The sequence below is a fragment of the Paenibacillus contaminans genome, from assembly GCF_003285015.1.
GTDB lineage: Bacteria > Bacillota > Bacilli > Paenibacillales > NBRC-103111 > Paenibacillus_V > Paenibacillus_V contaminans.
Genome location: NZ_QMFB01000026.1, coordinates 106264 through 128159, shown reverse-complemented (window position 1 = coordinate 128159; position 21896 = coordinate 106264). Strand labels below are relative to the sequence as shown.

Here is a 21896-nt window from a genome sequence, read left to right as displayed (position 1 = left end):
CTGCGAATGAGCGAGCATTCGTGAGAAAACCGCTACGAACAGAGGGAGTTGCGTTTGCCTCATTAACACACTTGAACACAGGTTTTCGGCGAGAAATAGTGAGGCTTGCCTCACTGATAGTAAACTTCACCTCACTAGCTCTCCAGAACACAGGTTTTCGGCGAGAAACAGTGAGGTTTGCCTCACTGATAATAAACTTCGCCTCACTAGCTCTCCAGAACGCGGGTTTTCGGTTAGGAAGATTGAGGTTTGCCTCACTGATAGTAAACTTCTGCCTCACTAACTCTCCAGAACACGGGTTATCGGTTAGAAAGAGTGAGGCTTGCCTCACTGATAGTAACAATTGCCTCATTATGCTTCCGAAACAGGGCGGGCGGCGTGAATTAGTATACGAACCAGCGGAATGTGTGACTCTTTCATGCCAAGAGCGGAGAGCAAACCTTAGATCATGAGCCGTAAGGCGATGTGGTCATTCATTCGTAGTTATGCGGGCGTCTGCGTGCTTCTAATTCGTTGATGGAGGGTGAACAGATGAAGTTAGCGGAAGAAAAGGGAAATGTGCCTGATATCGATCGAACGTTTTTGGCGTCCGTTTTAAAGCGGCTTGTCGGCGATAGCGGTGCGACAGCCGATAATTGGAGCATCCGCTCCATAGGAAAGGGCACCAGAAACTTCGTAACCGAAGGTATTTACAGGGTAGAGGGCTTTGCGTCAGCAGACGCCGGCATCATTCCATGGTCGATTATCGTGAAAATCGTACGGCCCGACGATGAACGCCAGGATCCGGCCCATTACAATTACTGGCGGCGAGAGGCGCTGGCTTACCGCTCCGGGCTGCTGGCCCGATTGCCTGCCGGACTCCGCGCGCCGATTTGTTATGCGGTCGAAGAACGTGAGGACGGTTCGATCCGGCTTTGGCTGGAGGATATTCGGGGGAATCAGGACGAGGCGTGGGATGACGGACAGTTCGCGTACGCGGCGGGCGAGCTCGGCCGGCTTCAGGGGCATTTCCTGCAGAAAGAGTCGCTTGCGGACGAGACTTGGCTTAACCGGGCTTGGCTGCGCTCCTGGGTCAGCCAATGCAGAAGGTTCCAGCCTTGGACGCCCGGGAAGACGGCCGCGGGTTTTTACACGGATAATAGGATCGAACATTTGGCGGAACGGTTCAATTTGGCTAATGGTTTGTTTGACGAGTGGGTGAGCGCGCTCGAGCGTTTACCCAGAACGCTGGCTCATCAGGATTTTTATCAGGATAATTTACTCATTCTTCACGATGCGGCAGGGCGCAAGGAGCTTGTCGCGATCGATTGGCAGTTCGCCAGCGTTTCAGGCGTCGGGGAGGATTTGGGCAGGTTTTACGGATTAACGGTCAGCCGGGGGAATATACCGTTCGAGCGGTTAGAGGAGCTGCGCTTGCTATTGTTGGAAGCATACATAGAAGGAATGCGTGCTTCGGGCTGGAGCGGCGATGAGCGCATGATCCGTTTGGGTTTCCTGGCTTCATTCGCGATTCGCTCCGTCTGGGAGGTGCCGAAGCTGCTCAGTAAAATAGCCGAGACGGAAGAGAAGCCGGAGCGCGAATCCGCGGAAACCGAAAAGCTGATCCAAGTCGCAGCCATGCAGATGGAGCTGGTAGAGGACGTGGAAGGGCTGAGGAGATCGTTGGATGAAACGAGTGCCGGATAGACCCGCGCAAGGTTAGTTTTTTCTGAACGGTGTACGACTCACGCCATGCAGATGGAGCTGATGGAGGACGTGGAAGGGCTGAGGAGATCGTTGGATGAAACGAGTGCCGGATAGACCCGCGCAAGGTTAGTTTTTTCTGAACGGTGTACGACTCACGCCATGCAGATGAAGCTGATGGAGGAAGTGGAACGGCTGAGGAGATCATTGGATGAAACGAGTACCGGATAGCCCCCCGCGCAAAGTTGTTTTTTTCTGTACGCTGTGCGACTCACTCCATGCAGATGGAGCTGGTAGAGGACGTGGAAGGGCTGAGGAGATCGTTGGATGAAACGAGTGCCGGATAGACCCGAGCAAGGGTGGTTTTTTCTGAACGGTGTGCGACTCCCGCCATGCAGATGGAGCTGATGGAGGACGTGGAAGGGCTGAGGAGATCGTTAGATGAAACGAGTGCCGGATAGCCCACGCGCTAGGTTGGTTTTAACTGTGTGCGACTCCCGGAGGGCGGTGCGCTGTCACGCTGTCACGCTGTCACACGTCAGCTTTCAAACCTCGTGTGTCGCCATGCGGCAGAGGGTTACACCAAAAACGCATAAGCGGCGAAGATCCGAATTATGCCGCAAAAAGAACCTCCATTTCCACCGGTAAACGGTAAAGCGGGAATGGAGGTTCTCCTTTGAAGCAAGCTCCTGTGACCCTAAAGGTCATGAGCGTAAATATGTTCTTAATCGCCGATCTCGATCGTCCCGCGTTCCTCGGCCGATTTGTGAGCCGCCAGCGTGAAGGCAAGCGTATTTTTACCGTCCGCATAGCGGCATAAAATGTTGTCCGAAGAGCCTGCCTCGACAGCTTCCACGAAAGCCTTATCCTGCTCGTAAGCAGGATCCAGCCGGGAAGTGACCGTGATCTGTTGATCTTTATCCGAGATTGTTAATACTTGACCGTTGCCGCTGAGCCCTACGAAAAAATCGTGTCCGAAAAATTTGATCTCCGATTCGCTGTGATAATGCGATACGCAGGATTCGGTAATCGTGCCGACCGCGCCTGATTGCAGGGTGAACGTAACGGCGCCGGCGTCGGCTATCGTCGCATCGGGGTACACGCTCTTAATCGAATTATGGCCGAACATCGCGGAGACGTTCCGGTATTCGCCGGCCAAGAAACGAATCATGTCTACCTGATGCGTCACGGCGTCGGCAAGATGCCCGCCGGACATATGCTGCTGCCGCCACCAAGGGGCGGGATGCGAGCCTCCGAAACGATGCGCTTGGATCAGGTGGATCGTTTTGTCCTTCAAATATTCCTTCGCTTGCTGCACGGTATCGTAATAGCGCAGGCAGTAGCCTACCGAATGGATAACACCGGATTCGCGAATAGCTTGTTCCTTACGCTGCACGGATTGCAGCTCGAGCCCAAGCGGCTTTTCCACGAACAAATGAATCCCTCTGCTCGACGCCATTTCTTCCAAGCCTTCTCTGGCGAACTGCGGCGCGCAAATGAAGACGGCATCAATGACATCGGGATTAAGCAATTCGTCTACGGTATCCGATACCCGCGCTCCGACAATAGCGGCCATCGATTCCGCGCCTTCGCGATTTACGTCATATACGCTCACGACTTCAGCCAATGAAATGTTTTGCAGCTGTTTCAAATGATGACGGGCAATGCCGCCCGCACCGATCATACCGATTTTGACCGTCATAACGATCGCTCCTGTCTTATCCGTTTATTATGGTTTCTCAAGTACATAAGCTATTAAGCGCTTGGAAGCGTTATGCTCTTTCCTGTAGCAATGGATTCGTCAATGGCGAAGCTGACTTCCATGGACTTGTAGGCATCACGGAATTCGCATTTTGTCGCCTCGCCGCTATTCACAGCGCGGACAAAATCGTCGATTTCCTCTACGAACGGGTGATGCGATACGTCGCCGCTGTCCGGCAGAATCGTCGGAATGACCGTATAGTCGGTTTGCCCGGGCAATTTATGCGTGAACAGCTGATTGTTCATGATCGCGCCTTTCTCCCCAAGCAAATGCACGTTGAAGCGGTAAGGCGTTTTGCATTCCAGCGATGAAGACACTTTGCCGATGCCTCCGTTCTTCAGCTTGAAGATCGCGATGGCGTTCGGGTCGAATTCGTATCCGGAATCGGCCCAGGTTCTGCAGCTGTACGCTGTAACTTCCGTGATATCGCCTGCAAAATAACGGACGGCATCTACCGCGTGACAGCCTGCCGACAAAATGCTGCTGCCCCCCAGTGCTTTCGTTCTGCTCCAGCTGTACTGGCCGTATTGGGGTCCGACATGATGCCAATAATCGATTTGAGCCATGAAGATACGGCCGAGTGCATCGTCTTCGATTAATGCTTTCGTGTTAGCGAATGACGGATTCCAGCGCAATACGAAGCTTACGGAGGTGCGAACCGGGTTCTGCTCCAAAGCTTCGGCCATGCGGAGCAATCCCGGACGGTCCATTGCCAGCGGCTTTTCAAGGACGAGATGCTTGCCGTGGCGGGCTGCCGTCACCGCTTGCTCGGGACGAAGGTCAGGCGTAGAGCAAAGCACAACCGCGTCTACATTCGAAGCGCTGACCGCTTCCTCGTAGTTATCGGTGACGGCAGCTTCGATGCCAAGGCCGGCCAGCCTGCTTTTGGCATGCTCGATATTCCGGCTTACCACCGTTACAACCTCCGCATCGGTTCTTACCGAAATCGCTTTCAAATACTCGCCGGCAACCCAACCCGTACCAACCACAGCAAAACGTAATTTTCCCATTCGTCTTATCCTCCTCAAGGTAAGGTATAAATTCGACTTACATTTTGGCTTTTATCATTCTGGCATACTCTATTGGAGACATCTGTACGTTAGTTTTGAATTGCCTGGAGAAGCTGTGCACGCTGCTATAATTGAGCAAATCCGCTATTTCGGTCATATTGTGCGTATTCTCGCGTATCATGCGTTTGGCCTGTTCGATCTTCAACCTGCGAAAATATTGCATCATGCTTTGGCCGGTTTTCTCCTTGAAAATCGACAAAGCGTTGCTCCGGCTGATGTTGAAAATTTTGCAGATACGTTCGATTCGAATGTTCTGGAACACATGCTGCTCCATATAAGCGATTACTTCCTTAATCAACTCGCGGTCGCTTTGCTGCTTGACCTCGCCCGACAGCCGGTTCCGCTTCTGATGAACTTCAGCGTGCTCCAGCAGCCGGATCATCAACAGCTCAAGGTGAATTTTGAGAAGCTGCTCCGCGGATCCATGCGCCTCGGGATTTCTATGAAGCTGGTGATTTCGGGGGTCGTCGAACGGCGGAACGAATGCCGCAAACCCGCTTTTCAGGATTTGGACCAGCAGATGTTGTTGTTCGGAATTCAGGGAAAAAATTTTGTTCTCAAAAACGCTCATGGCCGGCGAATGGCAAACAAACGAAACGATCATGACATTCGGCGCGATTTTGCGGTTAGCCCTCAGGTTGTGATGTTCATTCGGTTTGTGAAAAATGATGTCCCCTTGCTTCAGCAGATACACGTCCGTTTCCGCCAAAGCCTCAACCTCACCTCGATCCACATAGACAAATTCCCAGAAGTTATGCTTTTCACCGTCGAACATAAAATCCTTGGAGAATTCAAAGTAGTGAAAAGATACGATTTGCCTGATGGTTATATACTCGGTTAGACTTGTGCGCGGAAATCGTTTGACTGCCATCAGGAATCAGTCCCCAATTTGTTTCTCGAGGTTAGTATAGCACGACATAAGGCCTAACGGTCGCGTTTTGTACGAAATGATCAATCAAACAGACTTTTTGATAAAGCGAGGAAGACATAGGCTGTAATACAATAAGCCCATGAACAAATTCGGCCGGGTCCCTAAACGGCAAGAGACTGGAGAGATGATGATGAACGTACTCGCTGTCGGTTGCCATCCCGACGATTTGGAGATTGGTTGCGGAGGAACGCTCGCTAAGCTGTCTGCCCTAGGTCATCGGGTTACTATGGTGCACGTGGCCAACGGAGATAAAGGACATGCGGTCATAAAACCCGAGCCGTTAAGGCAAATGCGCGCTGTTGAAGCGCAGGAAGCGGGAGCATTGATCGGCGCTAACGTGATCAGTTTGGATATCCCGGACTTGTCGGTCAAGAGCGACAATGACGAGCTGATCCGCAAGCTTGTCGGCGTGATTCGCCAAACCAGACCGGACTATATCATTACGCATCCGCCCGAAGACTACATGAAGGATCATATGGAGGTTTCGAAAGCCGTTTTTGACGCCAGCTTCTCGGCTACGGTGCCTCACTTCGAAGCGGAAGGAAACGCTCCCCACTGCGACAAGCCGATGCCGATCTACTACATGGATACGCTTGCGGGCGTTGCGTTCCTGCCGACGGAATACGTCGACATCACGGATTATATCGAGACGAAAATACAAATGAACAACAGTCACCAAAGCCAGATTAAATGGCTGCGCGATCACGACGGGATCGATTTCCTCGACTTCGTCCGCACCGTATCCAAATTCCGCGGGCTGCAATGCGGCAAGCCTTATGCGGAAGGGTTCAGGCAGTGCACGGCTTGGCCGCGCTTGACGACGGAGCGGCTGCTTCCTTAACAAGCCGACAACCCAAAAGTTTAGCGAAGCTCGCGGATGCTTAAGGCTCCGGTGCTTCGCTTTTTGGCGTTTGGGGGCTTGGCCCGGGAGTTTCTGGCATTGTTTTTATGGCGGGCAAGTGTTTGCGATAGGAATTACGATTGGTAACGACGAAGTATTTAGCAGAAATTACGAATTAGAAGACGTTTTTTTTCAATAGATTTGAAAAAAAACAGCCTCCGCGCGCCGAATGGTTGATGGCCGGCGTTATGGAATCTGAGGTTATTCGATAGTTTGGCAGGAGGAATTGCGGTGCGTATTCAAGACGGTATTCCGGAACGGCAGGGGCTTTCGTCGAAGGCGCTGTTGGATTTTTTCAACCAGATGGAGCGAGCGGGCTTGGATGTAAACAGCTTTATGCTGCTGAAGGACGGGAAGTCCGTTGTCCGGTTTTGGCGGCGTCCGTATCGCGAGGATTGTCCGCAACTGCTGTTTTCGCTTAGCAAAAGCTTTACGTCGATCGCTATAGGCATCGCTTGGGACGAAGGTTTTTTGAAGCTGGAGGATACAGTGATTTCGTTCTTTCCAGATAAGCTGCCTGAGCATGTATCTTCCAATCTGGCATCGATGACCGTACACCATCTTTTATCCATGAATACCGGCCATCGTGAGAATATTTATGCGCCGGTGGTCAAAGAGAAGGATTGGGTAAAGGCGTTTCTGTCCTTGGATGTGGAGCACGCACCCGGGAGCCATTACCGTTACAGCACGCCTGCAACCTATATGCTGGCCGCCATTCTTGAGAAAGCAACGGGCGAAAATATGGTCGATTTTCTGATGCCGCGTCTGTTTGAACCGCTCGGTATGCCAAGACCTTCGTGGGAAACGTGCCCGATGGGCGTCACGGCCGGAGGGATGGGGTTAAGCATTCCAACCGAAGGCATTGCGAAATTCGGCCAAATGCTTTTGGATAAAGGGATGTACGGGGATCGGAGAATCGTGTCGGAACGCTATATCGATCTCGCTCTGAAGGAGCAAAGCGATAATCGCCAAGGGGAAGAGAGGATCGATTTTGCCCAAGGCTACGGGTATCAATTTTTTATGTGCCGGCGAGGCTGTTATATGGGTAACGGCGGTTTCGGACAACTGTGCTTCGTCGCTCCCCGGGAACGTATCGTTATTGCGGCGACATCGGCTTTTGGCAGTATGAAACAGCTTCAGACGCTGCTCGATTTGATCTTCGAATATATTTTCGACCGCGCTGCCGGTGAAAATCTCCCTGGCCTCGCCGACTATCATAGGCTGCAAAACCATCTTGCCGCGTTGACTCATCCCGTTCCAAAGCTTCATCCCAAAGTCCCGGAAGCCATGCCGGATTTGAACGAGCGGTGCTACATCATGGAAGAGAACCCTCATGATCTTGCCAAAGTATGCTTCCGCTTCAAACAGGATAAGCTGGAGCTCCGAATGGCGTACGAGGACGGTACAGAAAAACGGTTGCCGTTTGACCTGAAAGAGCCTGTGCATACCGAAGATAAATTTGTAAAGGACTTGGAGCTCCACCGGCAGGAAGTCGTCGCCTATGCAAATTGGCAGGATCCCGACACGCTTAAGTTGAATTTGTTATACATCGAAACGCCGTACGCGGTCACGTATACGGTTCAGTTTCGGGATGACCGGATCGAATTTCAATTTCAAATCAATGTGTCCCTTACATTGAAGGGGTTTACGGCCGCAGGCAAAATCGCGTAATACGAAAGGAAACGAACGAATGATTACAGCAACGATCAAAGAGGTGGAGGTAAGCTTCCGGACGAAGGACGGGCTTTTTTCTCCGCGCAGCATAGACAGAGGGACGTTAGCCATGCTGTCCGTAATCGATTTCGAGCAATCGGATAACATATGCGATCTGGGCTGCGGGTATGGGGTGGTCGGCATTTTGGCGGCGAAAATCATCGGCCCGGAGCGTGTGGTCATGGCGGACAACGATGTCAAGGCTGTCGAAGCCGCTATCGAAAACGCGCAAGCGAATCATGTGGCCGGTGTTGAAACGGTCGTAAGCGACGGCTTTACGAACGTCCGGCAGAAGGATTTTACGAAAATTATTTGCCATCCTCCTTACCATGCAGATTTTGCCGTTCCGAAACTGTTTATCGAGAAAGGCTTCAACAGGCTCGCGCTGGACGGGCGGATGTATATGGTGACGAAGCGCAAGGATTGGTACAAAAACAAGCTCATCTCCGTTTTCGGCGGGGTTAAGGTGTGGGAGATCGACGAATATTTCGTTTTTATGGCGATCAAAAAAAGCGGCAGCTATGCGAATGCGAAGCCGAGAGGCAAAGGGAGCGGCGGCAAGAAAAAATCGTGATGACGGTCCCGGTATGTTGTATTCGTTTCGGCGATTGGCTATAATCATGGTCATTAAGCCGAAGGAGTTCGATACCATGTTCACTAGAACAGCGAACCAGCTTCATCATCACAAGCAGCGTTAGCACACGCCTGAAATTATCAGGGTGGGCTAGCGCTGATCGCGTTGGCCCGCCCTGCCGCTCATAAAGCGCGCAGGACCTCCGGGTTCGGCGCGTTTTTTATTTAATTCAGGAGGTTGTCGAACGATTGACGGTGAATGGAATTTAAGTCATAAAAACCGACAATCTGATTGTTGACAATCTATGAGGCGCGCGGATATGATTAATCTATTCCAATCAAGGAGGCGGCCATGATCAAAAAAATCGCGATCGTATGGAATCACCACCCTGTTGCCGGGGAAATTCAAGTTCAAGATGCGGCCATTATCCGGGCCGAATTTACGAAGGGCCAAGCTCGTTTTTCCGAAGGAAATCTGGTTTTTGAAGAGGGACAATCGTATAGGCTTGAATTAGAGGTGGAAGCAAAAGAGCAGCCGGCAATCGTCGGCAAACCGCTCGTTTTCGTTAAGACGGAGGTACGATCGTTCAGTTTTTTTGTTCATGACGTCAATGTGAAACGCCCTATCTATATGCCCCGCTACGGCGTTGCCGTAACGGATGTAAGCGATAACAGATCGTATGAAGAAATCGCCGGAGCCGTCGAGTCGAAGGAGTGGAAGACCGGACTGCAGCAAATCGGGCTGGAGCCGGAGGAGTCCTACGAGGAAGCGGCCGCGCATACCAGAGCGCTTATCTGTCAAACCTGGCTCGGCTTGTCGAGAGATATTCGTATTTTTGGTGCAGGCTTTCGGGGCTCGGAAGATAAAGAAAAAATGTGGGATTGGGTTCAGCCGAGACTTCACGGCTCCGAGGCTGGGCTCCCCGAAAACAAGAATGAGTCCGTGCGTTATCACTTTTTGGTAGGACGCGGTCTCGGATGCGATCATAAGCTTTCCAGGCGGTTGGACGAGGGGATTTATCCCATTTTGCACGGCACGATCGAGGACAATGAGATTACTTATCGTACGACTTCGTTCGTCTCGCTGGAGAAAACGGCGCTGGATGCGAAAAATGTCAAAGGAACCGATTATCTGGTAGCGGACGGCTACGGCTACGGACATATGCTTACCGACAAGCAGAAGGAGGAGAGGGAAAAGCGGCTGCCCGCTTTTTGGAACGACGATGAGGAAACCGTATTTTATTTCCGTGCCGAAGCGGTTAATACGGGCAACGTCCCCCGCTATGCGTGGTTCAAAAGCCCGGTTCCGAACGGCAGCGTGCTTTCCCATGGTGTGGCCTATAAGTTTAACCGGGATAACGGTTTTTCATTGTACGATGCAGACCGGGTTTACTGCGTCAGCAAGCTGAACGGCGCGCCGCTGATGAATGAAGAAACAGCTATATTGATAGAGCCGGGTGAAACCGCCGTGTTCGAGTTTGCGATCCCCCATCGTCCGGTTTCGGAGGAGAGGGCAGCGGGGTTGATCGGGCAAAGCTTCGACGGCAGGCTCGAGGAATGCCGCGGGTACTGGCGGGAGAAGCTTTCCGGCGCCGCAGAGATCCGTCTTCCGGAGAAACGTGTGGAAGAGATGGTAAAGGCGGGACTGCTGCATCTCGATCTTGTCACGTACGGCTCGGAGCCTGAAGGGACCCTTGTGCCGACGATCGGCGTTTATACGGCGATCGGCTCCGAAAGCGCCCCGATCATTCAAACGATGGATTCGCTGGGCTGGGGAAAAATAGCCGAGCGCTCGCTGATGTTCTTCCTGGACAAACAGCATGATAACGGCTTTATTCAAAATTTCGGCGGTTATATGCTGGAAACGGGAGCGTTTCTCTGGTGCGCGGGCGAGCATTACCGTTATACGAGGGATGAAGCCTGGATCGGGCGAAATCATGAGAAGCTGCGCAAAGCCTATGAATATATCGTCGAGTGGAGAAAGCGGAATATGACGGACGCCTTCAAGGGGCGCGGCTACGGAATGATTGACGGTAAAACGGCCGATCCGGAAGATCCGTTCCATTCGTTCATGCTTAACGGCTATGCCTACTTGGGTTTAAGCCGGCTTGCGGAAATGTGGCGGTCTTCGAACGCCGAATTGGCCGATGAGGTGTTGGCGGTAGCGGCGGCGATGAAGAGCGATATACGCGAAGCGTTTTATATGAATGCGGCAAAATCTCCCGTCGTGCCGATCGGAAACGGAACTTGGGTGCCGACAGCGGCTCCTTGGGTGGAGCACAGAGGGCCATTATGCTTGTTCGCCGAGGGCGGCAATTGGCTGACGCACGGCTCCATGCCTGCAAGGGACTCTTTGCTGGGTCCGCTTTATCTTGTGTTCCAGGAAGTGATCGGGCATCGCGAGGATGCGGCAGACGATCTTTTGGATTATCACAGCGAATTGATGTGTACCCGCAACGTCGCATTAAGCCAGCCTTATTACAGCATTCATCCTTGGGTACATTTGAAGCGGGGAGAGGTCAAAGCCTTCCTCAAAACGTACTATAATACGTTCGCCGGTTTGGCGGATCGCGAAACGTACACGTTCTGGGAGCATTATTGGCATGCGAGTCCGCATAAAACGCATGAAGAAGCTTGGTTTTTGATGCAGACGCGCTGGATGCTTTACATGGAGGAGGGAGCTGCCCTTAACCTTCTTCCCGGTATTCCTAGAAAATGGCTGAAGGACGGAGAAGTTATCGATATTCGCAATGCGGTAAGCTATTTCGGCGCTTTCTCGGTTTTCGTGGAATCGAACGTTGCGGAAGGCGTTATTACGGCCCGCGTTGAATGTGATCCCGCCAGAAAGCCGGAGACCCTGCAAATCAGATTGCCTCATCCCGACGGCTTAAAAGCTCTCCGCGCAGAAGGCGGAAGCTACGATCATGAAACGGAAACCGTGCGCATCGAGGAATTCGGCGGAACAGCGGAAATCCGGTTATGGTTCTAATCGGCCGGACGTTAACGTCTTTCCATTCAGGCCGGTACATCGACATGAACCAGGGTGTCGGTCGCATAACATGCTGAATTAGCAAAACAGCGAAGCTTCCATCCACTTTTGCAGTGGTTTTGGAAGCTTCGTTATTTATATGGGGGACTGGCCGTTCCGCTTCAGTCTTCCGAGATAGTCCTTTCTTTGGTTGGGCACGGAAAAAGTCGGTAGTCTTTGTCAAAAGAAACTGTACTACCGGCGTGTATTTTGTTAAAGTTAACACATCTACACACGGGACATAAGGGGGATCGGTATGGGATCGATATCGGAATGGCTGCGCGCGCATCCGCTTGTCCCCTATATCCGGCAAAGCGATTATGCCGTTCGCCGCCCATGGAAATACGGCGATCGCAGGCTGCTCGATTATTTGCTCGTTTACGTGCAGGAAGGGGAATGCCGGTTCCACGCGGACGGGGAGGACTATTTGCTGACTCAAGGGGATATTTGTCTAATTCAACCGGGGAGCTTAACCCGTTTGGAAGGAATGACCGACACGATTACTCCTTACGCGCATTTGGATTTATTTTATAACCCCAACCGGGAGGAGGGCTTTCCGACGAGAGCGGGCCAGACCGACGTGACGCCGTACGGTCATCTTATGCAGCCGAGGCTGAACGATATGCCGGGAGTCGACATTCCGGTACGTCTGAGGCCGAGCAAGCCGGTTCATTTTCGCGATACGATGCTGAAGATGATTGCATGCTGGCTGGGGCAGGACCCGCTAGGCGAAGTGAAGGCCCAGCATATGGCTGCGGAGCTGGCGCTTGCGATACTGGAGGATCATGTGGATCAGCGTTCTTTGCAAACGAATGCGCTGCCCGCCTTGAACTGGATCACGTCGTTCTTATCGTTTCATATTGCAGAGCCGCTGACGGTGAGCATGATGGCGGAACGCGCGCATCTATCGCCTTCGCGCTTCAACGATGTGTTCAAAAGCAGGTTCGGCATGTCGCCGCACCGCTATTTGCTGCAGCTGCGCATTCATCATGCCAGAGAGCTGCTGGCGACGAGCTCGTACGATCAAGCCCAAGTGGCCGAATATTGCGGGTTTGCGGACATTCATCACTTTTCGAAAGCGTTCAAGAGGCATACCGGCCTGACGCCGGGCGACTATCGGAAACAGGCGGCAGATGCGCGGCAGGAATTATAAACGTTAGATTCGATCGGCGTTCTGATAGCGTTTCGGCGCTCGCTTATGGCTTGCAGAAGACGGCTTCCCGGCAGCGGAACTCGTCTTTTTTTTGTTCCGGTTGCATACGTATACGTAGACGATACTTGGCCGGTATTCGGGCATTATTGCCGGTTCGGTGTCATGCGACGGGAGGAAAGCCGATGTTCAAGCGCAAATTTCGCAGCCGTGCGCCGAAGCGGGGACGACGACGCAGGATCGTGCTTTTCATGCTGTTTCTGATGCTGCTGTTAACGCTGCAATCGTATATTTATATCGAGCGGAACGTGATGCCGCCGCTGATGAATTTGGCTAAAGTAAGACTGAAGCAAATCGCTACCCAATCGATCAATGCGGCCATCTCCGAAAGAATCGCGACCGGCACCAACTTCGAAAAGCTGATCGAGTGGCAGAAGGATAATAACGGCAAAACGTCCGGGTTCATGTTAAATTATGCCGAGCATATGAAAATAACGGCCGATACCATCAACACGGTGCAAGGGCTGTTTGACAAGTTATCGACCATACCTGAGCATATCCCGCTCGGCCTCGCGCTGCACAGTCCGATTCTCGCATCGTTCGGGCCGGAAATTCCGGTTCGGCTCGTGCCGGCCGGCAATGTCAAGGTCGACCTTAATACGCAATATCAGAACGCCGGAATTAACATGATTTTGGTCGAGGTTTATATCCGGATCATCGCCGAGGTTTCCGTCATCATTCCGTTCGATTCGGAGCCGGAAATCGTCGAGACGAAGCTGCCGATTTCGTATTTGCTCGTCGTCGGGGACACCCCGATGTATTATTTCGACAACAAGGGCAATCCGCTCGGCAACTCCGCGCCATTGCCTCCGAACGTGTCTCTGCCGGACTTGAAAATGTCGCCGGGCAGCGCCGGTGCGGCGCAATCGGGCGCCGTTCAAGGGCAAGCCGGGGACGGAACGGGAACGGGAACCGGAACAGGAGCCGCAGCTAAGGAATAAGGATAAACGTTTATGTCCATTCGGGTCACAGGTTATTTACCCAGCAATCGAGCAGTTCGTAAAGACGGCTTCGTAAGCATGCGCTAAAGAACCGGTGCGTTTACCGGTATATCCAACAATCAGCGGAGATATCCGGAGAGAGCTATTAAAAAAAGGACGCAAAACGCACCCTTCCAGGTACGATTTGCGTCTATTTATCCTTGAGGGACTTAATCGGCGCACGCTCTTCTTCGCGCTCCCATCTTCGCAGATGAGGATATGGGTCGAACGACCATTCGGCAAGTCCGCTGTCGCGGTACATCCCATAATGCAGATGCGGCGGGAACTTGCCCTGCGTCCCCGGCTTTCCGTAACCGGAGCTGCCGACCCAGCCGATCACCTGACCGGGCTTAAGCACGTCTCCTGTTTTCACTTGCTTGCTGAAGCCGGATAAATGGGCAAAATAATGATAGGTGCCGTTCAAATCGCGAATGCCGATCCGCCAGCCGCCGTAAGGATTCCAGCCCATTTCTTCGATAATGCCGTAGCATGTGCTGCGAACGGGAACGCCGTGATTGGCGAATAAGTCCGTTCCTTCATGGATGCGGAACCCACCCCAGCCCCTGCTCGCTCCCCAGGTGCTTCTGTAGGCATATTCCGCATTAAGCGGAAGAGGGAACGCATGACGGCTTAAATCAAGGGAATCGAATGCCGCATAAATCGCGGAAAATTGCTGAATCCGTTCGACGCTGCGGGAATTCTGATAGTATTCCCATAATCCGATGCTAAAATCATCTCTGTTCGTACCGAAGCTTAGAATGTAGTCGGCCATCGTGTATAGGGCGTCCATATCGTTATTGCGATTGGCCAGCCCGTCGCCGGATCCGTCCTTGCCTCTTCCTCCGAAAAATGCGATCGATCGGACATTTTGATCTTCGTGATCGGGATTCAAATACCCGACCCATTCGGCCTCGGGATAATAAATGGCGATCAGGGCGCCGTCCCGGATAGGTCTTTTTTTGGCGAGGTTCATCGTCCGTTCGTATTGATCGATAGCGGCGAGATTGTACCACGGGATGCCTGTGATCGCACTCACCTTGTCGAACAGATCCTTTCGTTCGGCCAGCGTTTTGGCAGCCGGATTGGCCGGAGCTGAGGGCGCGGCGGATAAGGCCGGACAAGCGGCACATGCGGCAATCAGCGTATATACGGCAATGACGCTCAGCGCAATGCGGCACTGCAATAACATTTGCTTCATCGGTTATCCTCCTGGTTGTCGCTCATGTTCGCCATTTATAGGATGTGTCGGCGGCAAAATTTTATTACGATTTTTGCTCGGGATCATGAACATATGACCGGGTGGGAACAATTAAGGTATGATGGTATTGAGATTCGTGCAGAAGGAGGGAAATCGTGAGAATGTTGCGAGGCAGAATGGCATACAGCTTTATCGGTACTACCGTAATGGCGATCGTTTTGTCCGGCTGCACCTGGGGCGGTTCCGGAAATAACGGAGCATCGGCAGGTCCGAGCGGCGGAAATAGCGGCAATCCCCAGACGACAATAACGCCAAGCGCCAGCCCGACACCTACCCCGGAAGCCGATCCGATTAAGCGGCAAATGCAGCAGATGTCGCTCGACGACAAAATCGGGCAGCTTGTTTTAGTCGGTTTGGAAGGGAAAGCAGCCGGAAAAGAAGCCCTCGAGATGATAGCCAAATTTCGGGTAGGCGGCTTTATTCTTTTTAAGGATAATATCGCGAGCGCCGAGCAGACGCAAAAGCTGTTGAACGCGCTGAAAGCTGCGAATGCAGACGCAAAAGCTGCGGCTCCGTTATGGCTAAGCGTCGATCAAGAGGGAGGGCGCGTCAATCGGCTGCCGGAATCGTTCGCTGCTTTCCCGACAAACCGGGCGATCGGTACGATCGGTCAGCCGGCATATGCGGCGGATATTGGAAAACGGCTTGGCGAAGCCGTTTCGGCGATCGGCTTTAATATGAACTACGCGCCGGTATTGGACGTCGACAGCAACCCGAAAAATCCGGTCATCGGCGACCGGTCTTTCGGCCCTGGAACCGATACCGTCAGCAAGCTGGGCATTGCGGAGATGCAGGGCATTCGTTCGACAGGCGTTGTGCCGGTCGTTAAGCATTTTCCGGGACATGGGGACACGGCCGTCGATTCGCATCGCGCGCTGCCGGTCGTGAACAAGAGCTTGGACGAGCTCAAAAAGCTCGAGCTTGTGCCTTTTCAGCGCGCGATTGCGGAGAAGGCGGACGCTGTGATGGTGGCGCATATTTTGCTGCCGAAGCTCGACGAGACGTATCCGGCGTCGTTATCGAAAGCCGTCATAACGGATTTACTGCGCGGGGAGCTCGGATTTGACGGCGTCGTCATCACAGATGATATGACGATGGGAGCGGTGCTGCAAAATTATTCGATCGGCGAAGCGGCGGTACATGCCGTGCAAGCGGGAACCGATATCGTTCTCGTCGCTCATGATTACGATAAAGAGACGGCGGTTCTGGGCGCATTAAAGAAAAGCGTGGAGGAAGGCAAGCTGTCCATGAGCCGCATAAACGAGAGCGTATACCGCATTCTGAAGCTGAAGCAAGCTTTCAAGCTGGCCGACACGCCTGTCGAGCGGATTGACGTGGAAGGGATCAACCGGAATATCCGCGAGACGCTGCAAAAGCATACGCCGAAAAAATAAAGCCGCCCGCATATGGTCGGACGCCGCCCCGCCAGCACCGGAAGCTGCTCGCGGTGCGAAAAAGTTCCCTGAGCCGCCGTAACGGAATATTCACAACTTAAACGGATTGGCCTGTGACATTAATCACAGTCATGCGTACAGCTGCACGTTATAGTTGAAGTATAGAAAGCCTCCCGCAAGGGCGGCAAACTTCACGAAACGGAGATGATTTCGCATGACAAACCTTGAAACGAACCGTAAACATGCCGTCAATTATTCCGGCTTGCCGATTGTGATTATCGTATTCGCCGTTCTGTTGATGTCTCCGGTACTATATTTCTTAATCCATCTGCTGCTTGGCAACGAAGCGCTTTTCGCCGTCAATGGATATAAGTAAGCGTATCGTCCGGATAGACGCCTCCGCCGCGTTCTGCTAAGATGATAGCAAACGGCCGAACGGGGGAACGGGTATGGCTTTTGCGCATCGCGACGAGCACAGAGACGGACAAATGCTTGTGATTCAAGCGAATATCGACGATATGAATCCCGAGCATTGCCCGTATGTGACGGAGCTTTTGCTGGAGCAGGGGGCGAACGACGTTTGGTGGGTGCCGATCATTATGAAAAAAGGCCGTCCCGGACTTATGCTGAACGTGCTTGTCGACGAACGGATGCTTTCGCGGATGGAAGACGTCATTTTTACCGAAACGACTACGATCGGGCTTCGTTATTTGCACGCCACCTGCCACCGGCTTGGACGCGAATTTCACAAGGTGGAAACATCTTGGGGAACGATCAATGTGAAAGCGGGCTATCATAACGGCAAGCTTGTCCAGTACGCGCCTGAGTTCAAGGATTGCGAAGAGGCGGCCAAACGGCACGGCATACCGCTTAAGGCTGTATACGAGGAAGCTCGCAGGAAGTTTGCGGAGCTTGGCGGCACACATAAGGAATAACAGATCTCCAGTCCGTTGAATCAATGGGCTGGAGATTTTTTTTATCAAACGATACCCCTAAGCCGGTTGGCATAGGGGTTTTTAGCGGGCGGCTCATCGGTGGATTGGTATGCGACAGAAGAAAATGATAATTTCATAACAACAACAATATATCTAATAACAGTATTTATTTATTGTAAAACAATAAACCCTGTGTTAGAGTCAAAGTAAATTTACTAATAAGCGAGGGAGTTTTGATGAAACAAGGAACAACACTCTTTTTAAAGGCGGCTGTTATTCTTGCCGGAATCCCGGTTCTTGCTATGTGCATCTTTGTGGTGCCGGAAATCGCGAATTATGCAGCGGAATTGTATCCGGATTTTACTTTTATAAAATATTTCTTTTTTATCGATTTGTATGCATCGGCGATCCCATTTTACATTGCTCTGTATCAAGCTTTTAAACTGTTAAGCTATATTGACAAGAACAAAGCGTTCTCGGAATTATCCGTACGCGCATTAAAGGTTATCAAAAACTGTGCACTTATAATCAGTTGCTTATATGTGGCAGGCATGCCGCTTTTCTATCTCATGGCTGAGCTTGACGATTCCCCAGGCATCATAGTAATCGGTTTGATCTTGATTTTTGCCTCCTTGGTGATTGCCGTTTTCGCTGCTGTTCTCCAGAAGCTTTTAAAAGAGGCTATCGATATAAAATCAGAAAATGATTTGACGGTCTGAGGTGAATAACATGGCGATAATAATCAATGTTGATGTGATGCTGGCTAAAAGAAAAATGAGCGTAACAGAGCTTTCGGAGAGGGTTGGAATCACAATGGCTAACCTCTCTATATTGAAAAACGGAAAGGCCAAAGCCATTCGATTATCGACTTTGGAAGCGATTTGCAAGGCTTTAGAATGTCAGCCGGGAGATATTTTAGAATATAAAAATGACGATGATACGGCCGTTATCGATTAATACGAATCGTGACGATACATGCGCTATGCATTCGTTCGAATGGGGAGCCATTCGCCGGCTGATGGGAGACCGATTCATTATAGTAAAGGTTAGGATAATTCCAACCGTAAGGCTGCCGCGGAAAAGCGAGCGGCCTTTTTGGCTTTGGGCAGAAAATTAATAAGGAATGCATGTCAGATTATGAGCGGTGAGCGGCATCTATATATATGATTGGAAATGGATGGACTGGAGGGATCATTTTGTCGGATCAAGTATTTAGCCGATCGGCGGGATTTCCTGCTGCACGCGAGGATTCAAAAATAAAAAGCATGATGGTGATTGAGATCCCCGTAGCTGACACGCGGCGGGCAATCGAGTTTTATGTTGGACAGCTTGGGTTTTATATCGATTTGAAGAAAAATCCTCCTTCCATTTGGGATGCGGAAACGGAATTTTTTATTTTTCCCGCGAACGGCATTCCAATCATGTGCAGAAAACTGACGGAAGCGAGCGACTCGGTTTCACGCTTCATGGAGAGCCAAAGCCTTTTCTAATCATGGAAATCGACGAACCTGCCGAGGACGTGCGAAACAGACTTCATGCTAACGGCGTTAGGGTTGGGGAAATTTTCGACCGCGGGGGGTGCGGAACGGTATTTACCGTATGGGACCCCGACGGGAATATACTGAAACTCAATTATCAACCGAAAGGCTAAGGTTAAGGCTGCCCATGTAATATACCGGCATCCTTTTCCTAACTGGAAGGATTTTCAAATGAATTCACGAATGCTTTAAGTAAAAGGTAATGATGGAAAAAAGCTAAAATGCGAACGGCCTGGACGGCGCATCGGCAAAGGCACCGCAATTTCTTCTCAACTGTTTCCGCTGTCGATCACGGACTGCGCCGACCCATTGCGAACCATAAAAGGGAGTGGAGTAAAATGTCAAAAAACGGTTTTCAAGGGCATATCGCATACTTACATTTGCCGGTAACCCGGATGGACGAGTCGCTGGCGTGGTATGAGCGGCATCTTGGAGCGAAAATATCGGGGAAACCGCATGACGATCTCGGTTTTATCGACTTTCCGGAAGGGCCGAATGTGCTGCTGATCGGTACGAACCAGCCTGCCAGAGCGGCTTTTTACCTGGGGGATGAGCGTAAACAGGTGCTCGGATTTCGTACGACGCGAATCGAAGAGCTTCACCGTCATATGAAAGAAGGCGGTGTGACGCTTGAGCCGATCGTAAGTTATGGGCACGGTGATTTCTTTTATTTCGACGATCCGGACGGCAATTTTTTCATGGTGCACCAGCTGCCTGACGCGGTAAGCAAGGACGATGACCCGCTGGTCGAAGGTATCCGCTATATCGAGTTTCCCGTCTATGATTTGGAGCAGACAACAGACTGGTACGCGGACATCCTGGGCTTCAACAAGACATTGCCGGGCAATCCGGATCTTGTCTTTCTCGACAAAGAGCCGGGCCCAAACATCCTGATGTGGCGTTCGCAGCTCAGAACGAACTTGAATGTATATCGCGGTGACGAAGTCACTCCTTTGGTCGGGTTCCGAATCAATGAGATGGACGAGCTTCATCGGTACCTGAGTACGTCGGGCGTCGCTGTCAGCGAGATCGAGGACGCCGGGACGGTAGGACGTTTTTGCCGGTTTACCGATCCGAACGGAAATTTGTTTATGGTGCACGAGCCTTCTCAAGTCGTAGTGTAGGTTGGAACTTCTAATACGGGTTGGGTACGTTAGTGGAATAAAGATACGACGGCAGCCGGCCACGACGATCGGCTGCCTCTTTTTACGAACGGGCAGGACAGTTGAGGATGGAAATATTAAGGGGGAAGAAAATTGTTCAGGGCAGCTGGTATTGACGATATTCCTGGCATAGTGAAACTGAAGTATAAAATGTTTGAAGAAACAGGAATGGCTCAAAGGTTATTACCTGATTTCCAACAGATTGTTGAGGAAGATTACAGATCGTTTTATTTGGCAAACTCAGCACAACATTTTGTCGTAGAAAAAAACGGTCAGATCATTGCATGCGCCGGAGCGTTTATCAAAGATGATGCACCTTACCGATATCTTAAACTCCGTCGTTACGGGTTTATTGCCGATGTATATGTGGAACCGCAATTCAGAAGACTGGGCATCGCTAGAACATTAACGAATGCAACGTTGGAGTGGTTTTCAGAAAGAAATATACGTTTATTCAGACTTGTTGCAAGCGACCAGGCTAGACCTTTGTATGAATCAATAGGCTTTACAGCAACAAAGGAAATGGGAATGTACCGATAACTCAATAACTCAGCAAACGGGTATTTTGTTTAATAAATTCTCTCCATTGAGTTAAGAAAAGGTATTCATTAATATTGACGTAATGGAACATAGGGATGGAGCGAGAATGATGGACGTGCAATACACGATTGCGAAAATTGTTGACAGGTTAAAACAAATCCGCGGAATAAGTGCTTTGGTTCTCGGCGGTTCAAGAGCAAGGGGGACTGAAAGCCCAAACTCTGATATTGATATTGGTATCTACTACGATTCCGAAAAAGAGCTGGACATTACCCGGCTTCGTCAGGTTACGGCTGCAATTGATGACGACCATAGAGAAAACCTAGTGACGGAAATAGGCGGCTGGGGACCATGGATAAATGGCGGAGGCTGGTTGAAAGTTGATCAAATTCCTGTTGATTTTATATTTCGCGATCAAAATAAAGTGTCTGATGTAATTGATGAATGTGTCAGGGGAACTATTACAATTGATTATCAACCAGGACATCCCCATGGATTTGCCAACTCGATTTATTTAGCCGAGACGGCGTTGTGTAAAGTGTTATGGGATCCTTCGGATGTTGTAGGAAAATTGAAGAGTAGAACAATTCCGTACCCGCCCGTTTTTCAAGAAGCAACCATTCAAAAATTTTTTTGGGAAGCCGCGTTTGCTCTCGATAATGGATATAAAGGTATCTACAAAAAAGATTTATCTTATATCGCTGGATGTTGGTTCAGGTCAGTATCGTGCTTGAATCAGGTTTTGTTTGCAAGTAACGAAACGTATTTGATGAATGAAAAAGGGGCGTCTGTCATTGCCGATTCATTCCGCATAGTGCCAAGCAAGTACTCCCGGAGAATAAATGATATATTCACTTTACTTACGGAAGATGAAGAGTGTTTAAACAAAGCTCATAACATGATGCGCGAGCTTATTCAGGAAACAGAACATCTATTGAGAAGCAAATCTTTATTGAGCTAACGCTTACGATAGTTGAATAAAACAGCGGCAGTCTAGGATTTTTAACGTCCTAGGCTGCCGCTTTTCATTGTGACAAGTCAGGTCTTATTTGTCTAGAGCAGGCTGTCGATTTTTCGACCCGACAAGCTGCGTAATCAGACTATATTATTGCCGGACACTTAGTGGCTGTGCCCGTGGTGCTCGTGTTTATGATCATGCGAATGGCTGTGCCCGTGATCATCGTGCTTGTGATCATGCGAATGGCTGTGCCCGTGAT

General features: G+C 51.0%; 20 protein-coding genes. 16 read left to right on the top strand and 4 right to left on the bottom strand.

The window, feature by feature from the left end:
• Positions 1-531 precede the first annotated feature (531 nt).
• Positions 532-1686: a protein kinase family protein gene (locus DQG23_RS31750; protein ID WP_158560799.1), complete on the top strand. Its 1155-nt coding sequence runs from the start codon at positions 532-534 to the stop codon at positions 1684-1686.
• 721 nt (positions 1687-2407) lie between these two features.
• Here DQG23_RS31750 and DQG23_RS31745 read toward each other — a convergent pair.
• The 3 genes from DQG23_RS31745 to DQG23_RS31735 are packed head-to-tail and all read right to left on the bottom strand — an operon-like array spanning position 2408 to position 5386.
• Positions 2408-3385: a Gfo/Idh/MocA family protein gene (locus DQG23_RS31745; protein WP_113035050.1), complete on the bottom strand. Its 978-nt coding sequence runs from the start codon at positions 3383-3385 to the stop codon at positions 2408-2410.
• Between the two features lie 53 nt (positions 3386-3438).
• Positions 3439-4455: a Gfo/Idh/MocA family protein gene (locus tag DQG23_RS31740; RefSeq protein ID WP_113035049.1), complete on the bottom strand. Its 1017-nt coding sequence runs from the start codon at positions 4453-4455 to the stop codon at positions 3439-3441.
• Between the two features lie 37 nt (positions 4456-4492).
• Complete coding sequence (locus DQG23_RS31735; RefSeq protein WP_113035048.1) at positions 4493-5386, bottom strand: AraC family transcriptional regulator; 894 nt, start codon at positions 5384-5386, stop codon at positions 4493-4495.
• A gap of 184 nt (positions 5387-5570) precedes the next feature.
• Here DQG23_RS31735 and DQG23_RS31730 point away from each other — a divergent pair, with 184 nt between their 5' ends.
• From DQG23_RS31730 to yunB, 6 genes are all read left to right on the top strand, one after another.
• On the top strand, positions 5571-6287 hold the full coding sequence (locus tag DQG23_RS31730) for a PIG-L deacetylase family protein (protein ID WP_158560798.1): 717 nt from the start codon (positions 5571-5573) through the stop codon (positions 6285-6287).
• A gap of 291 nt (positions 6288-6578) precedes the next feature.
• Complete coding sequence (locus DQG23_RS31725) at positions 6579-8018, top strand: serine hydrolase domain-containing protein (RefSeq protein ID WP_238178137.1); 1440 nt, start codon at positions 6579-6581, stop codon at positions 8016-8018.
• A gap of 19 nt (positions 8019-8037) precedes the next feature.
• Entirely contained in the window at positions 8038-8634 is a 597-nt protein-coding gene (locus DQG23_RS31720) for a class I SAM-dependent methyltransferase (RefSeq protein WP_113035046.1), read from the top strand.
• Between the two features lie 351 nt (positions 8635-8985).
• Positions 8986-11622, top strand: a complete 2637-nt coding sequence (locus DQG23_RS31715) for a glucosidase family protein (RefSeq protein ID WP_113035045.1) — start codon at positions 8986-8988, stop codon at positions 11620-11622.
• Between the two features lie 295 nt (positions 11623-11917).
• Entirely contained in the window at positions 11918-12814 is an 897-nt protein-coding gene (locus DQG23_RS31710; protein WP_113035044.1) for an AraC family transcriptional regulator, read from the top strand.
• A gap of 182 nt (positions 12815-12996) precedes the next feature.
• Positions 12997-13812, top strand: coding sequence for a sporulation protein YunB (gene yunB / locus DQG23_RS31705; protein ID WP_113035043.1), 816 nt, complete (start codon positions 12997-12999; stop codon positions 13810-13812).
• A gap of 190 nt (positions 13813-14002) precedes the next feature.
• On the opposite strand, the gene DQG23_RS31700 is transcribed toward yunB, so the two are convergent.
• Positions 14003-15040 carry a M23 family metallopeptidase gene (locus DQG23_RS31700; protein WP_420330262.1) on the bottom strand — a complete coding sequence of 346 codons (1038 nt, stop codon included), beginning with the start codon at positions 15038-15040 and terminating at the stop codon, positions 14003-14005.
• A 170-nt stretch (positions 15041-15210) separates the two neighbouring features.
• Between DQG23_RS31700 and nagZ the strand changes: the two genes are divergently transcribed.
• From nagZ to DQG23_RS31660, 9 genes are all read left to right on the top strand, one after another.
• Entirely contained in the window at positions 15211-16503 is a 1293-nt protein-coding gene (gene nagZ, locus DQG23_RS31695) for a beta-N-acetylhexosaminidase (RefSeq protein WP_238178138.1), read from the top strand.
• 214 nt (positions 16504-16717) lie between these two features.
• Positions 16718-16879 (top strand): hypothetical protein, encoded by a 162-nt coding sequence (locus tag DQG23_RS42355; protein ID WP_158560797.1) that lies wholly within the window; start codon positions 16718-16720, stop codon positions 16877-16879.
• Positions 16880-16952: 73 nt separating this feature from the next.
• Positions 16953-17438: a nickel pincer cofactor biosynthesis protein LarC2 gene (gene larC2 / locus DQG23_RS31690; protein WP_113035041.1), complete on the top strand. Its 486-nt coding sequence runs from the start codon at positions 16953-16955 to the stop codon at positions 17436-17438.
• A 236-nt stretch (positions 17439-17674) separates the two neighbouring features.
• Complete coding sequence (locus tag DQG23_RS31685; protein ID WP_113035040.1) at positions 17675-18157, top strand: DUF2975 domain-containing protein; 483 nt, start codon at positions 17675-17677, stop codon at positions 18155-18157.
• 10 nt (positions 18158-18167) lie between these two features.
• On the top strand, positions 18168-18395 hold the full coding sequence (locus DQG23_RS31680; RefSeq protein ID WP_113035039.1) for a helix-turn-helix domain-containing protein: 228 nt from the start codon (positions 18168-18170) through the stop codon (positions 18393-18395).
• 239 nt (positions 18396-18634) lie between these two features.
• Positions 18635-18928: a VOC family protein gene (locus tag DQG23_RS31675; protein WP_113035038.1), complete on the top strand. Its 294-nt coding sequence runs from the start codon at positions 18635-18637 to the stop codon at positions 18926-18928.
• Positions 18929-19314: 386 nt separating this feature from the next.
• Positions 19315-20100, top strand: a complete 786-nt coding sequence (locus tag DQG23_RS31670; RefSeq protein WP_158560796.1) for a VOC family protein — start codon at positions 19315-19317, stop codon at positions 20098-20100.
• A 132-nt stretch (positions 20101-20232) separates the two neighbouring features.
• Complete coding sequence (locus tag DQG23_RS31665; protein ID WP_113035036.1) at positions 20233-20679, top strand: GNAT family N-acetyltransferase; 447 nt, start codon at positions 20233-20235, stop codon at positions 20677-20679.
• Positions 20680-20785: 106 nt separating this feature from the next.
• Entirely contained in the window at positions 20786-21640 is an 855-nt protein-coding gene (locus DQG23_RS31660; RefSeq protein WP_238178136.1) for a nucleotidyltransferase domain-containing protein, read from the top strand.
• The last annotated feature ends 256 nt before the right edge of the window (positions 21641-21896 follow it).